At 29.8% G+C, this 14,868-nt stretch carries 15 protein-coding genes; 1 reads left to right on the forward strand and 14 read right to left on the reverse strand.

Features of this window, described 5'->3' with window-relative positions:
* Positions 1-47 precede the first annotated feature (47 nt).
* From udk to KPL37_RS02250, 11 genes are all read right to left on the reverse strand, one after another.
* A complete protein-coding gene (gene udk, locus KPL37_RS02200; RefSeq protein ID WP_216145717.1) occupies positions 48-680 on the reverse strand; it encodes a uridine kinase in 633 nt (210 codons plus the stop codon).
* Entirely contained in the window at positions 680-1,903 is a 1,224-nt protein-coding gene (locus KPL37_RS02205) for a peptidase U32 family protein (RefSeq protein WP_216145719.1), read from the reverse strand. The genes udk and KPL37_RS02205 overlap by 1 nt, the downstream gene beginning before the upstream one ends.
* A 14-nt stretch (positions 1,904-1,917) precedes the next feature.
* Positions 1,918-2,577, reverse strand: coding sequence for an O-methyltransferase (locus KPL37_RS02210; protein ID WP_216145722.1), 660 nt, complete (start codon positions 2,575-2,577; stop codon positions 1,918-1,920).
* A gap of 169 nt (positions 2,578-2,746) precedes the next feature.
* A complete protein-coding gene (typA, locus tag KPL37_RS02215; protein ID WP_216145724.1) occupies positions 2,747-4,573 on the reverse strand; it encodes a translational GTPase TypA in 1,827 nt (608 codons plus the stop codon).
* Between the two features lie 249 nt (positions 4,574-4,822).
* Positions 4,823-5,275, reverse strand: a complete 453-nt coding sequence (locus tag KPL37_RS02220) for a Fur family transcriptional regulator (protein ID WP_216145726.1) — start codon at positions 5,273-5,275, stop codon at positions 4,823-4,825.
* Between the two features lie 177 nt (positions 5,276-5,452).
* Positions 5,453-5,710, reverse strand: a complete 258-nt coding sequence (locus KPL37_RS02225; protein ID WP_216145727.1) for a DUF1292 domain-containing protein — start codon at positions 5,708-5,710, stop codon at positions 5,453-5,455.
* A 71-nt stretch (positions 5,711-5,781) separates the two neighbouring features.
* Positions 5,782-6,201, reverse strand: coding sequence for a Holliday junction resolvase RuvX (gene ruvX / locus KPL37_RS02230; RefSeq protein WP_216145730.1), 420 nt, complete (start codon positions 6,199-6,201; stop codon positions 5,782-5,784).
* 73 nt (positions 6,202-6,274) lie between these two features.
* Positions 6,275-6,532 carry an IreB family regulatory phosphoprotein gene (locus KPL37_RS02235; protein ID WP_071612958.1) on the reverse strand — a complete coding sequence of 86 codons (258 nt, stop codon included), beginning with the start codon at positions 6,530-6,532 and terminating at the stop codon, positions 6,275-6,277.
* Positions 6,533-6,705: 173 nt separating this feature from the next.
* Positions 6,706-9,351 carry an alanine--tRNA ligase gene (gene alaS / locus KPL37_RS02240; protein ID WP_216145733.1) on the reverse strand — a complete coding sequence of 882 codons (2,646 nt, stop codon included), beginning with the start codon at positions 9,349-9,351 and terminating at the stop codon, positions 6,706-6,708.
* Between the two features lie 374 nt (positions 9,352-9,725).
* Positions 9,726-10,754 (reverse strand): AI-2E family transporter, encoded by a 1,029-nt coding sequence (locus KPL37_RS02245; protein WP_216145736.1) that lies wholly within the window; start codon positions 10,752-10,754, stop codon positions 9,726-9,728.
* On the reverse strand, positions 10,741-11,247 hold the full coding sequence (locus KPL37_RS02250) for a PRC-barrel domain-containing protein (protein WP_216145739.1): 507 nt from the start codon (positions 11,245-11,247) through the stop codon (positions 10,741-10,743). The genes KPL37_RS02245 and KPL37_RS02250 overlap by 14 nt, the downstream gene beginning before the upstream one ends.
* 220 nt (positions 11,248-11,467) lie before the next feature.
* On the opposite strand from KPL37_RS02250, the gene nagZ reads away from it, so the two are divergent.
* Complete coding sequence (nagZ, locus tag KPL37_RS02255; RefSeq protein ID WP_246578095.1) at positions 11,468-12,745, forward strand: beta-N-acetylhexosaminidase; 1,278 nt, start codon at positions 11,468-11,470, stop codon at positions 12,743-12,745.
* Between the two features lie 60 nt (positions 12,746-12,805).
* On the opposite strand, the gene nifU (KPL37_RS02260) is transcribed toward nagZ, so the two are convergent.
* The 3 genes from nifU (KPL37_RS02260) to nifU (KPL37_RS02270) form a co-directional block, all read right to left on the reverse strand.
* A complete protein-coding gene (gene nifU / locus KPL37_RS02260; RefSeq protein WP_216145742.1) occupies positions 12,806-13,189 on the reverse strand; it encodes a Fe-S cluster assembly scaffold protein NifU in 384 nt (127 codons plus the stop codon).
* Between the two features lie 163 nt (positions 13,190-13,352).
* Positions 13,353-14,429: a tRNA 2-thiouridine(34) synthase MnmA gene (mnmA, locus tag KPL37_RS02265; RefSeq protein ID WP_216145745.1), complete on the reverse strand. Its 1,077-nt coding sequence runs from the start codon at positions 14,427-14,429 to the stop codon at positions 13,353-13,355.
* Positions 14,430-14,439: 10 nt separating this feature from the next.
* A complete protein-coding gene (gene nifU, locus KPL37_RS02270) occupies positions 14,440-14,868 on the reverse strand; it encodes a Fe-S cluster assembly scaffold protein NifU (protein WP_216145748.1) in 429 nt (142 codons plus the stop codon).

The raw sequence follows: 14,868 nt of genomic DNA on the forward strand, positions 1-14,868 counted from the left end.
CCCCTAGACTAATTCTAGCCTAGAAAGAGATGTTTTATACTAATCATTTATTGTTTTGGTCGTCTTTGTAATATCTGACTTATATTCGCAGTAAGTATATCAATAGCTACCTTGTTATGCCCACCTTCTGGTATTATAATATCTGCGTATCTTTTGGTAGGCTCGATAAATTGTTCATGCATTGGTTTAACTACGTTTAGATATTGCTTTATAACAGACTCCATCGTTCTTCCTCTTTCTTTGATATCCCTTGTAAGTCTTCTTATAAACCTTACATCTGCATCAGTATCTACATATATTTTAATATCTAGCATATCACGAAGAATTTTATTATCCAATATAAGTATTCCTTCAAATATAATTATGTCCCTAGGTTGTACCGGAATTGTTTGTTTTGTTCTGTTAAATATTTTAAAATCATATATAGGTTTTTGAATGACTTTTTCCTTTAAAAGAAGATTAAAATGTTTTACTAAAAGCTTCGAATCAAATGCATCAGGATGGTCATAATTTGTTTTTATTCTATCTTCAAGAGAAAGTTCACTTTGATCTTTATAATAAGAATCTTGTTCAATCATAGCAATACACGACTCATCAAACTGTTTATATATTTCTCTAGCAATAGTGCTCTTTCCAGATCCTGTCCCGCCGGTTATCCCGATTAGTATAGGGTGATTCATTATTTTTTCTCCTTAGCCTTAATAAGAATATCATTCGCGCGTAGTATTTCCTTAACATTTACAGTAAATATCATCTGAGCACTTGGGGCAGAAGGTATGATTTCTCCTTTAGAATTTTTCATATCATCTAAAGTAATTAAAACATTTTCGCCTATCGGTCTTAATACTTCTACTGTATCGCCAAGATATGTTTTATTTTTTTGCTCAATTGTTGCAATATTATTCTTTTCATCGTAGCCTCTTACAACTCCAACTATATCATAATTTCTAATATATGACGAAGATTCATATATCTGGTTGCTCGGATCACCAAAATAAAATCCAGTATAGAATTGTCTATGACTAGGTTTTAATAGATTATCCAACCATCTCGCTTCAAATTTATAATTTGCTCTATCCTGTACATATGCATCCAGTGCCTCCCTATAAGATTTACATACAGATGCAACATAATATGAGCTTTTCATCCTTCCCTCTATCTTAAAGGACATTACGCCTGATTCCATAAGTTCTGGTATGTGTTCTATCATACATAAATCCTTTGAATTCATTATATAACTACCTTTATCGTCTTCAATTATAGGAAAATATTCTCCATCTCTCTTTTCTTCCATTAAGAAATATTTATATCTGCATGGCTGAGCACATTGTCCACGATTTGCATCACGGCCAGTCATGTAATTTGACATAAGACATCTTCCTGAGTAGGACATACACATAGAGCCATGAACAAATGCTTCAAGTTCACAAGTATCAGGTAATTTTGCTCTAATTTCTTTAATTTCTTTTAACGACAATTCTCTTGCAAGAACAATTCTTTTAACCCCTTGTTTATGCCAAAAAATAGCAGATTTATAATTTACATTATTAGCTTGAGTGCTTAAATGTATTTCTAAATTTGGTACTACTTCCCTCGCCGTCATAATAATCCCTGGATCAGACACAATAATAGCATCTGCACCTATTTCATATACTTCTTTTAAATAATCTTCTAGGCCATCTAAATCATCATTATGAGGAAACACATTTAAAGTAACATAGACCTTTTTACCCCTTACGTGTGCAAATTCAATTCCTTCTTTTAAATCCTCATTACTAAAATTATCTGCAAAAGCCCTTAAATTTAATTTGCTCCCGCCTAAATAAACTGCGTCTGCACCAAAATTTATAGCCGCTTTTAATTTTTCTAAATTACCTGCTGGTGCAAGTATTTCTGGTTTCATAAGTTTTATTCCCCCTATCTGCTACCCATATTTTTTCTTATCGTAACTGAGATGCCATCTCCCATAGGTATTACGGAAGTTATAAGGTCATCATTACTAGATACTAGTTCTAAATAGCTTTTCATACGTTTTATTATAGTTATTTTTCTGTGTGTTGCTAGTTCTTTTGATGCAACCATTCCTCTAAAAAGTACATTATCTGCAATAAGAACTCCATCTTTTTTTAAAAGCCTTAAGCAATGAGGAAGAAAATGATTATAGTGTCCTTTGCCCGCATCCATAAAAATCATATCATATTCATCCTGGAGATTTTCTAAAATTTCTAAACAATCTCCCTTTACAATAGTAATCTTGTCTTGCAGTCCGCATTTCACTATATTAGCGGTTGCAATTTCTATCATTCTTTGATCTCTTTCAATAGTTGTAATTTCACTTAAACCAGCTGATGCTATATTCATTAAAATAGCAGAATATCCAATAGCAGTTCCAAGTTCTAAAATCTTTTTAGGTTTATTCATTTTTACCATTAACTCTAAAAATTTAGCAGTTTCCTTTTGAACTATAGGAACTCTGTTTTTAATAGAAAACTTTTCTAAATCATCTAAAATACCACTATTACTTGGTATAAGTTCTCTTAAATATTGCTCCATATAATCATATGTTACACCACTCATTTACTTTCCTCCAAAATTAATAACACAAGTTAAATAAATTCCTTGCGCTTCATGTTTATATTAATATGTATATATAACCTTTTTATATTAAAAAAGAAAACCATATAAATTAATTTTCTGGTTTTCTTTCTCATTAATAAAATTATTTATTTTTTATTTTTTATTTTATCTATTTCTTTTTTCCACCGGCTCTTTTTCTTTCACCTGAGTCTAATATTCTTTTTCTCATCCTAATATTTAGTGGTGTAATTTCAACTAACTCATCTATAGCTATAAATTCTAAGCACTGCTCTAGTGACATAGGTTTTACTGGAACAAGTTTTGGTGATTCATCTGCTCCTGAAGATCTAGTGTTTGTTAATTGTTTCTTTCTACAAACATTTATTTCCATGTCTCCACTTCTTGCACATTCTCCAGCAATCATTCCAGCATATACAGGCACTCCTGGTTCTAAGAAAAGAGTACCACGATCTTGAGCATTAAATAATCCGTAAGTTATAGTTTCTCCACCTTCAAATACAATTAATGAACCTCTACTTCTATCTGGAATCTCGCCCTTAAATCTATCGTAACCATCTAGAACGTGATTCATTATACCATTACCCTTAGTATCAGTCATAAGTTCACTTCTAAATCCAATCAATCCTCTTGATGGTACTTTAAATTCTAATCTAGTGTATCCGTTTATAGCAGAAGTCATATTAACCATCTCTGCTTTTCTAGGTCCCATTTTCTCCATAACAACGCCCATAAATTCTTCTGGAACGTCAATTGTAAGGAATTCAATTGGCTCTGTTTTATGTCCATCTTCTTCTTTATATATAACATTAGCTTTTGACACTTGGAATTCATATCCTTCACGTCTCATAGTTTCAATTAGAACTGAAAGATGAAGTTCTCCTCTTCCACTTACTTCAAAACCATCTGCTTCTTCAGCTTCTACTACTCTTAAACTAACATTTGTTTCAAGTTCTTTCATAAGTCTATCTCTTATGTGTCTTGATGTTACAAAAGTTCCTTCTTGACCTGCAAAAGGAGAATTATTAACCATGAAATTCATAGTTAGTGTAGGCTCATCAATTTCAACGAATGGAAGTGCCTCTGGCTCAAGTACATCAGCTATTGTTTCACCAATGTTAATGTTTGGAATACCAGAAACTGCTACGATATCACCAAGCATTGCTTCTTCAGTTTCTACTCTCTTAAGTCCATCATAAACGAAAAGAGCTGAAACTTTAACGTTGCTTATTGTGCCATCTTTAGCTATAAGTGCAACTTGTTCATTTCTTTTAATTGATCCTCTTTGGATTTTTCCTATTCCAATTTTTCCAACATACTCATTATAATCAATAGTAGAAATAAGCATTTGAAGTGGCATATCTAAATATCCTTCTGGTGCCTTTACATTCTTTACTATAGAATCAAATAATGGTTCCATATTATCACTTACATCATCAACTTCAAGCTTTGCAAAACCTTCTCTAGCAGAAGCATATACCACTGCAAAATCTAATTGTTCATCATCTGCTCCAAGTTCAACAAATAAGTCAAAGACTTCATCAAGAACTTCAGTTGGACGAGCATCTTTTCTATCAATTTTGTTTATAACAACTATAGGTCTAAGGTCTAATTCTAATGCTTTCTTTAAAACAAATTTAGTTTGTGGCATTGGACCTTCATATGCATCAACTACAAGAAGTACACTATCAACCATCTTAAGCACACGTTCAACTTCTCCACCAAAATCAGCATGTCCTGGAGTATCAACTATATTTATTTTAATTCCATTATGCATTACTGCAGTATTTTTAGAAAGAATTGTTATTCCTCTTTCTTTTTCTAAATCATTTGAATCCATTACTCTCTCTTGTACTTTTTCATTTTCTCTAAAGATATTACTTTGTTTAAGTAAACAATCCACTAGTGTTGTCTTGCCGTGATCTACGTGGGCAATAATTGCTATATTTCTGACGTCATTTCTTGTAAATAAATTCATATTAATCCTCCAATTTTTTTCATGTGTTTACACATTTTACACAAACGAAAATTGGATACGCCTTGAAGTATCCAATTTTCGCACTTACTATACTTATTCTAATATTATCTTGCAAAAAAGTCAACTGTGTCTAGTACTCAATATTAAAAAATGATAAATTCACTTAAATTATATCATTTAATTTGTTTTTTTTATTATATCACCCAACATAAATCCGAATATTTACTTTATATGCCATTAATTCAAAATTTATTTTCCTGCACATTTTTCACAAATACCATAGAATTTCAAACTATGGTCTTCAATCTTAAAATTATATTCTTTTTCAACAATAGATTCTAATTCTTCAAGTAAATCTCCTTGTACTTCTAGTACTGTACCACAGCGATTACATATCAGGTGATGATGTTGATGATGCTCATCTTGATGGTTAAGTTCATATCTGCTACATCCATCATCTAAATCAAATTTTCTAATTACACCCATATCCTCTAAAAGTTGAACTGTTCTATAAATTGTAGCAAGACCTATTTCTGGGCAGTCAATTTTAACCAAGTCATATAATTCTTCTGCGGTAAGATGGCTACCTTCACTTTTAATTATTCCATTTAAAATAGCTCTTCTCTGTGGAGTTAGTTTATATCCCTCTTGTTTTAAGGTTTCTTTTAAACTCTCAACACTCTCTGGAGATACCTTTGACATATATATACCCCTTTTCTAATAACCATCATTTGGCCTATAAGTATAAATTTCTTTACTATAGGTTTATTTTAATACTTTTTTTAAATAATGTCAATTGATAATCATTTAGTATTAAGAAAACAGGATAATTTGTTTAAAATTTTTTAAAGTTAATTAACATCTTCTTCTATAATAGGACTAAATCTCATCAGAAGAAATCGCGTCATACGCTTCTGAAATCATTTCAAACTCTTCATCGTCTTCTATTGTAACTAAAATATCACTACCTTCTGCATCCTTTTCAACTCTTAATGCAATCGCATCAATGTCTTCTTCTCCAGTTGGTGCAACTATAACATATTCCTTATCTTTAATGTCCAATTTTGTCAGCACATCAAATTCTATTTCCTTACCTTCTTCATCATATAATAGTATAGTCTCTACATTGTTATCCATTTTTTTATCTCCTTTTTAATTATGTAATAAATAATATTTTAATTTAATATCCTGATTTGTGATCGTTTGCTTTATAAACGTGTGCCTAAACTGTCTAAATATCCTTGCAAAATGAATGTAGCCGCAATTTTATCTACAATTTTTTTTCGTTTTGATCTGGATAGATCACCTTCAAGCATTATTCTATTAGCAGCTACTGTAGTTAATCTTTCATCCCACATTTTTACTTCTAAGTTCAATGTTTCGCGAAGCTTTTCACAAAACCGTTGAACCTTTTCTCCTTGTGGCCCAATAGTACCATTCATATTTTTAGGAAGTCCCGATACAAAACTTTCTACATCATATTTGTTACATATTTTAGCAATTTCTTCTATGTCTATTACTATGCTTTTTCTTTTAATTGTTGTGATTCCTTGCGCTGTTAGCCCTAATGGATCACTTACAGCTATCCCTATTGTTCTGTCTCCAATATCTAATCCTAATATTCTCATGTAAAACTCCTTTACCATTTGACTTATTATGATATAGTATTATCTTAAAAAATAAAATGCCCATATGGGCATTTTATTTTTTTATGTCTAGATAAGATTTTAAAACTTCTTCTAATATTTCATCTCTTTCTAGCTTTCTTACTAACGCCCTTGCTCCATTATAGTTCGTTATATATGTAGGATCTCCAGATATTAAATATCCTACCATTTGATTTACTGGGTTATATCCCTTTTTTATAAGCGAATTATATACGTCAGTTAAAATAGTTTTTGTTAAATCCTTTTTATCTTTTACAAAATCAAATTGGACTGTATTTTGATTACTATCCATTCTATACACCCCTTCCTTATAATACACTAAACGCCGTAATTTACCACATTTTAGTACACTAGGAAATCACTTCGTTATATTTTATAATTTTTTAATCATAATTAATTGTAAAATTACATATTAATAATACTTTTAACTAATTATATTATAAAACAACTATTACAAAAAGTATACTATTTTACCAATCTTTCAATAATAGAGCACACATTCTCTATTGCTTCATCTAATTTATCTGGAAGTTTACCACCGGCCTCTGCCATATTTGGTCTACCACCACCGCCACCACCAGCAATTTTAGCTACTTCTTTAATTATTTTTCCACAATGTATTCCTTTATCTATTGCAGATTTAGATGCCATTGCAACAAATTGTACTTTATCACCTACACTACTTCCAAGTACTACTACTCCATCACCAAGTTTATCTCGAAGTTTATCTGCTAAGTCTCTTAATGCCTCTGCGTCCATATTACGTACTGTACCAAAGATAACTTTAACACCTTTAACTTCTTTAACATTGTTTAACATATCATCTACTGAAGAACTCGCTAATTTCCGTTTCAATAATATTATTTCCTTTTCTTTCTCTTTTAATTCAACTAATTGAGTTTGTAATTTATTAATTATGTCTTTTTCGAAGCATTTTAATGTACTTGCAATATCTTTTAATTGATTATTTTTATCCTCTAGAAATTCAATAGAATTAATACCTGTTATAGCTTCAATTCTTCTAACTCCTGCAGCCACTCCTGATTCAGATAAAATTTTAAAAAGGCCTATTTCTCCTGTGTTTTTAACATGAGTACCTCCACATAATTCCTTACTAAAATTTCCTATAGATACAACTCTAACATCATTTTGGTACTTTTCATCAAACAATGCTATAGCTCCACTTTCCTTAGCCTTTTCTATAGTCATGACATTAGTATTAACAGCATATGCCTTTAAAATATTGTCATTTACTATCTTTTGAATTTTATTAACTTCATCCTGGGTTAATGCAGAAAAATGAGTGAAATCAAATCTTAATCTATCTTCATTTACGTATGATCCTGATTGATGAACATGATCTCCAAGGACCTCTTTCAAAGCTTCTTGTAGCATATGTGTTGCTGAATGATTTCTACATATTTCTGCTCTTCTATCCTCATCAACCTTAAGAATTACCGATTCATCTGTTAACAATTTTCCACTAATTATTTTTACAAAATGTACAATTTTTCCAGAAACGCTCTTTTTACAATCATAAACCTCAGCCTTAAAATTATCATTAAAAATTATTCCCTTGTCTCCAGTTTGACCTCCCATTTCAGCATAAAAAGGTGTAACTTCCGTTATAATTATACCCTTTGAACCTTTTGAGATTTCTGTAACAATTCCTTCACCACTAATTAAAACTTTCACTTTAGACGACAACTCAGTTTTATCATATCCTTCAAATTTAATATCTAAATCTTTAGGGATTAAATTCAATACATTATCTGCGTTACCCATGTAATCAGAGTGTCCCCTGGCATCCCTTGCCATCTGCCTCTGGTTTTGCATTTCGGTATTAAATTCTTTCAAATCAATCTTTATACCTACATCTTCTAGTATTTCTTCTGTAAGTTCATACGGAAAACCATAAGTATCATATAATTTAAAAGCCTTATCTCCACCTAATATTTTATCGTTATTAACTCCAAGTTCTTGTATATAACCTTTTAATATATCCATACCAGAACCTATAGTTTCAAGAAACCTTTCCTCTTCAATTTTTACAACTTTTTTAATATAAGATGCTTTCTCATTTAGTTCTGGATATGCTACGCAGGAATTTTTTATAACCATATCACAAAGTTCATATAAAAAAGTATTCTTAATTCCAAGTAGTCTGCCATGCCTTGCTGCACGCCTTATTAACCGTCTTAATACATAACCTCTGCCTTCATTAGATGGAAGTATACCATCACTTATCATGAAAGTTGCACTCCTGATATGGTCAGTTATAATTTTCAATGATACATCGCTTGCAGGACTTTCTCCGCTTTTAGTATCAGTAACGCTTGATACTTCCTTTAAAATGTTTTTTATAGTATCTACTTCAAATATGCTATCCGTACCTTGCATAATAGCAGATATTCTCTCAAGTCCCATACCTGTATCTATATTAGGATTTTTTAATTTATTATAGTTGCCTTTTTCATCCTTATCAAATTGAGTAAATACTAAATTCCAAAATTCTATTATTCTATCTTCATTTCCTGCTTTAATAAACTCTTCACTAGTCTTTATTTTGCCTAATTTTACATTTCTATCAAAATGTATTTCTGAACTTGGTCCACAAGGTCCTTGACCTATTTCCCAAAAGTTCTCTTCTTTTCCTAATTTGAAAATATGTAATGGATCAATATCAGTATTTTTATTCCATACATTAAAAGCCTCATCATCCTCTAAATATACAGTTACATATAACATTTCTTTTGGTATATTTAAAACCTCAGTTACATATTCCCAAGCCCATGGAATAATCTCCTTTTTAAAATAATCACCGAAAGAAAAATTACCTAACATCTCAAAGAAAGTACCATGCCTTGAGGTCTTACCTACATTTTCAATATCTCCTGTTCTAATACACTTTTGACAGTCAGTTACTCTAACACTAGGCGGCGTTTGAATTCCTGTAAAATATGGCTTAAGTGGTTGCATACCTGCATTTACAAGTAATAAACTATTATCATTCTTAGGCACTAGAGGAAAACTCTCAAGTCTAAGATGTTTTTTATCTTCAAAAAATGTTAGAAAGGATTCCCTAATTTCGTTTAGCCCTAAATTTTCCATAATATCTCCTCCGTTATTTAAATACATAAATTTTTATAATATAAAAAAAACCTTCACTCCCCCAAAACAAGGGACGAAAGTTTTCCGCGTTACCACCCTAATTATACCGCTAATAATTAACAAAATTAACTATTTAACAATATCTCTCAATAAAATTAGGTTCAAAGATAGCTTCAATATACCCATCAAGAAGTTTTCACCATCCACTTCCTCTCTAAATGACTCCATATATTTACTAACTCTCATCATTACCTAATATTAACTTTACTATTCATTATAACGTATTTTATCTAAATACCTTATTATATATAAATTATAAGTAATAATCTATTTCTTGTCAATATTTAAGAAAATTTAATAATTGATTTCCATAGCTAAAATAAATAATAATTTAAGTCCTCGTATATAACTTTAATTACTACACCTATTGGAACTGCTAGTATCATGCCTATAATTCCACTCACTTCTCCACCTATCATTAATAATAATATTACTGTAAGCGGATGCATACTTATACTTTCTCCAATTATTTTTGGTGACAATATACTTCCTTCAATTTGTTGAAGTACAAGCAACCATACTATTGTATATAAAGCTGCCTTTGGTGATTCTAGTAATGCAATTAAAACTATTGGTATTACCCCAAAAATAGGACCAAAATAAGGAATTATATTAAAAATTCCATTTATTAATGATAGTATTAAAGGAAAATCAACTTTCATAAACATTAATATCAAAAATGTAGCAATAGTTATAATTCCACACAAAATAAGCTGACTTATAATATATCTACCTAATACCTTATCAATATCATCTATAATTTTTTTTATTATATTTCTACTCTCAGGCGGAAAAATTATTAAGGATTTATTTATCATGTTTTCACTATCGCATAAAAAGTAATATATTATTAAAGGCGAAACCATGTAAGTTATTATATTCTGCCCAAGTCCCATGATAAAATCAAGTAACTTGTTGAATATCAAAATGATTTGTGTATTGGATTTATAATATATGGTATTAATAATACTACTCATTATTTTGTTCGTACTTAATACTTTCATTTTTGTTTTTGCATTAACTAAATAACTACCCAAATCGTTTATTGCTTTGTTTATGGACACACTTTCTCTAAATATTGATGGTATTACCACTACAAATGTTAGTAATATTAAACATAATAAACCAACAATTATTAAAGCAGATGCTGCTTTTTTATTTAATCCTCTTCTAATTAAAACCATATATAATGGTTTTAAAATATACGCTATAATAAATGATATAACTATTAAATTTATTAATTGTTTAATAATTGGTATTCTTATGGCTATAACGATTATGACTAGTACTATAAAAATACTTACTACACATATAAGAAGCTTCTTTTTATTAATTTTTTTCATTAGATTTCTCCTGTACAAAAAAGTTATGAGGCATACTTTTAAAACAATATTGATCATGATTTGGGATATAAAGAATATTTTCTTCACCAAGTATTAATTCATTTATTAATATTATTCTTTTTCCACGAAGTAAATTCGTAATAAATCCAGAAGACACTATAACCCCTTTTACTTCAAAATTATTACCTGTAAAATTAATATCCTCAACCATACCCAATATATTTCTAGATATATCTATTACATCCATACTAATGAAACTACGCAAGCATAAATGTGTACTTTTTTCTACTTTTTTAACCACCATGTGTTTATTAAAGTATACGATGTCTTCTTTTAATACAATCATATTTCTTTGAAAAAAATTATATGGCGATATTAAAAATCCTATTACTTTACCTTTATTAAAATCTATTAACAAATCTTTGATAAACCCTATTTTCTTACCCTCCACACTCAAAACATTCATAAATATAAAATCTTTGCTTTTAAACATATTATCTCCTACATCAAAAGAACTTAATTATTTTTTGTTGTACTTATGTTTTCCAATTAGTATGAAAAATATTACATAAAACATATATAAAAGATTAAAATAATATTTTTGTTTATAAAATCAAATTGAATATATAACTTTCATTTTCTATAAATTGTCATTAATACTATTGCTTATATATATTTAAAATAGTATAGTTAATTAGTAATTTTGAATTTTAATGATTTTTTTATTTGATTTATTTTTAGAAAAGAGGTTAAATTTAATAATGCAAAAATCCATTATAGGTATCCTAATAATTAGTAGTTTATTGCTATCTGCTTGTAATAATTCAGTTCCGAGTCCTATACCCAAGGTCAAGATTAACGATGAAATTCATAATGTAAAAGTAAAACCTATTGATTTAGTTCAAAAAAAGGTTGATTCTATGAGTTTAGATGAAAAAATAGGTCAGCTAGTAATTGTTGGAATGGATGGTTATACAATAAACAATAATATAACTAATTTAATTAAACAGCATAAAGTTTCTGGAGTTATCTTATTTCGCAAAAATGTAGAAAATTCTAATCAACTACTTAGCTTAATTAATTCAATTAAAATCAATAATTCTTTAAATAAAGCTCCTCTGTTTGTCTCTGTTGATGAGGAGGGCGGAAGGGTATCAAGAATGCCTTATGAAATAAAAGAACTTCCCTCAAATCAAATAATAGGCAATAAGAATAATCCCGACTTAAGTTACAACATTGGAAAAATTATTGGAGAAGAACTTAAAACTTATGGGTTTAACATGGACTTTGCTCCAGTACTTGATATAAATAGTAACCCTAATAATCCAATAATAGGGGATAGATCCTTTGGTAATAATGCAAAAATCGTGAGCAAACTAGGAATTAAAACCATGAAAGGCATAAGTAATAATAATATAATTCCTGTTGTAAAACATTTTCCGGGACATGGTGATACATCAGTTGATTCTCATGTAGGTCTTCCGCTAGTAAGTAAAGATTTAAAAACGCTTAATAATTTTGAACTATTACCTTTTAAGGAAGCTATAAAAAATAATGCTGATGCTATTATGGTTGCACATATTTTGCTTAACAAAATAGACAATTCAAACCCTGCTAGCATGTCAAAACTTGTTATAACTGATATACTAAGAAAAAAGTTGAAATTTAACGGGGTAGTTATTACTGATGATATGACCATGGCAGCCATAATAAAATATAATGACATTGGTGATGCTGCCATTAAATCTTTTAATGCCGGTAGTGATATTATTTTAGTATGTCATGAATATAATAATGAGCTAAAAGTAATTAATTCACTAAAAGCTGCAGTCCAGAGTAAAACAATATCAGAAAAAAGGCTTAATGACAGTGTGTACCGTATACTGAAACTTAAAGAAAAGTATAAAATCAATAATGATATGTTAAACACAATAAATACCAACAAAATCAATAGAATTAATAATAAGATAAAATCATTCTCAAATTATTAAATAAAAATGGAACTACATTGATTAGTCCTCAATGTAGTTCCATTTTTATTTAAACTTATACTACCAAAGCTTCAGATTTTGAGACTCTCTATAATTATTTATTGCATTGTGTATAGTTTGCTCTGCAAGTACTGAGCAATGCACTTTTACAACTGGTAGGCCCTCTAAAGCTTCAATAACTGACTTGTTGGTTAGCTGCCAAGCCTCTTCTAATGTTTTTCCTTTTATAAGTTCTGTAGCAATGCTGGATGATGCTATAGCAGAGCCACAACCAAACGCCTTAAATTTAACACTATTTATTATATTGTCCTCTACCTTGATATAGATTTTCATTATATCTCCACAATTAGGATCTCCTGCTTCTCCAATACCATTAGCATCACCTAATACACCCATATTTCTTGGACTATAAAAATGCTCCATAACCTTATCACTATATTCCATAGTATTACTCCTTTCCTTTCAATAAAACTGTTGATAACAGCATCCTAATCGTTACTTTATAATATTAACTATTATTTCTTATAAATACATAGGGATATCTAGTTTTTTAACTAGACATCCCTATGTTATAATCACTAATTAAAGTAACTTCATTTAATTTAATTTATAAAATCTTCTCTATTATTCCTCCGCCAACCACTAAGTTTTTTAAATAAAAAACTACTGATTGACCTTTGGTTATAGCTCTTTGTTTCTCATCAAAAATAACCTTTACTCTATTATTTTCCATAGGAATTAAAGTAGCCGGTTGTGGAATTGCCGAATATCTTATTTTAGCTGTAACTTTTAAATTTGAAGTTAATGTATCAAAAATAATAAAATTCAAATCCTTCGCTATGAGCCCAGTTTTAAATATATCCTCTTCATCACCTACTACTACTTGATTAGTAATAGGATTAATACCACTCACAAATACAGGTTTTCCTAGGGCAATGCCTAGCCCCTTTCTCTGGCCTATAGTGTAGTATACTATCCCTTTGTGTGTTCCCAAAATTTTCCCTTGCTTATCAACAAAGTTTCCTTGCTTTATCTCACGACCACTATATTTTTTAATATAATTTCCATGGTCATTATCAGGTATAAAACAAATTTCTTGACTATCCCTTTTTTTAAAAACCTCAAGCCCAATTTTTTCTGCAATTTTTCGTATTTCTGGCTTAGTGTATTCTCCACAAGGCATTAGAGTACGGCTTAGTTGATCTTGCGTTAAACTATATAAGGCATAGGTTTGATCTTTCTTATTATCTTCTGAATTTTTAAGCACATATCTATCATCTTGCTTTTCTATTATAGCATAATGACCGGTAGCTATATAATCAGCACCAAGGGCTCTCGCTTTTCTTAAAAATTCATCAAATTTAATAGTCTTATTGCATACAATACAAGGGTTGGGAGTTCTACCCTCCATATATTCATCTACAAAATTATCGATAACATTTTTTTTGAATATATCTTTAAAATTCATAACATAAAATGGTATATCTAATACATCTGCAACACGTCTTGCATCATTTGCAGCTGAAATAGAACAACAGCCACCTTCATTTTCCTCATAATCAGGATTATCTGGTGAGAGCTTCATCATAATTCCTATAACCTCATACCCTTGCTCTTGCAAAAGATATGCCGCTACAGAACTATCTACTCCTCCACTCATTCCAATAACTACTTTTTTTTTCATTTAAAATCACCTATTCTTCTGGTATTTCACCATGTATGTCATCGTGTTCTTTATAATCAAATTCCTCTAAACCAGCTTTTTTTCTATAATCATTTATTGCCATATGAATAGCTTCTTCAGCTAGTACTGAGCAATGCATTTTTATTGCTGGAAGTCCATCTAGAGCTTCAGCTACAGCTTTATTTGTTAATGTCCATGCATCATCTATAGATTTACCTTTAATAAGTTCTGTTGCCATACTTGAAGAAGCTATAGCTGATCCACAACCAAAAGTTTTAAATTTTGCATCTACTACTATATTATCTTCAACTTTCAAATAAACTTTCATAATATCTCCACATTTAGCGTTTCCAACTTCACCTACACCACTAGCATTTTCAATTTCTCCTACATTTCTTGGATTAGTAAAATGATCCATAACTTTTGCACTGTAATCCAT

Origin of the sequence: Clostridium frigoris, assembly GCF_018861865.1 — a bacterium.
GTDB lineage: Bacteria > Bacillota > Clostridia > Clostridiales > Clostridiaceae > Clostridium_AD > Clostridium_AD frigoris.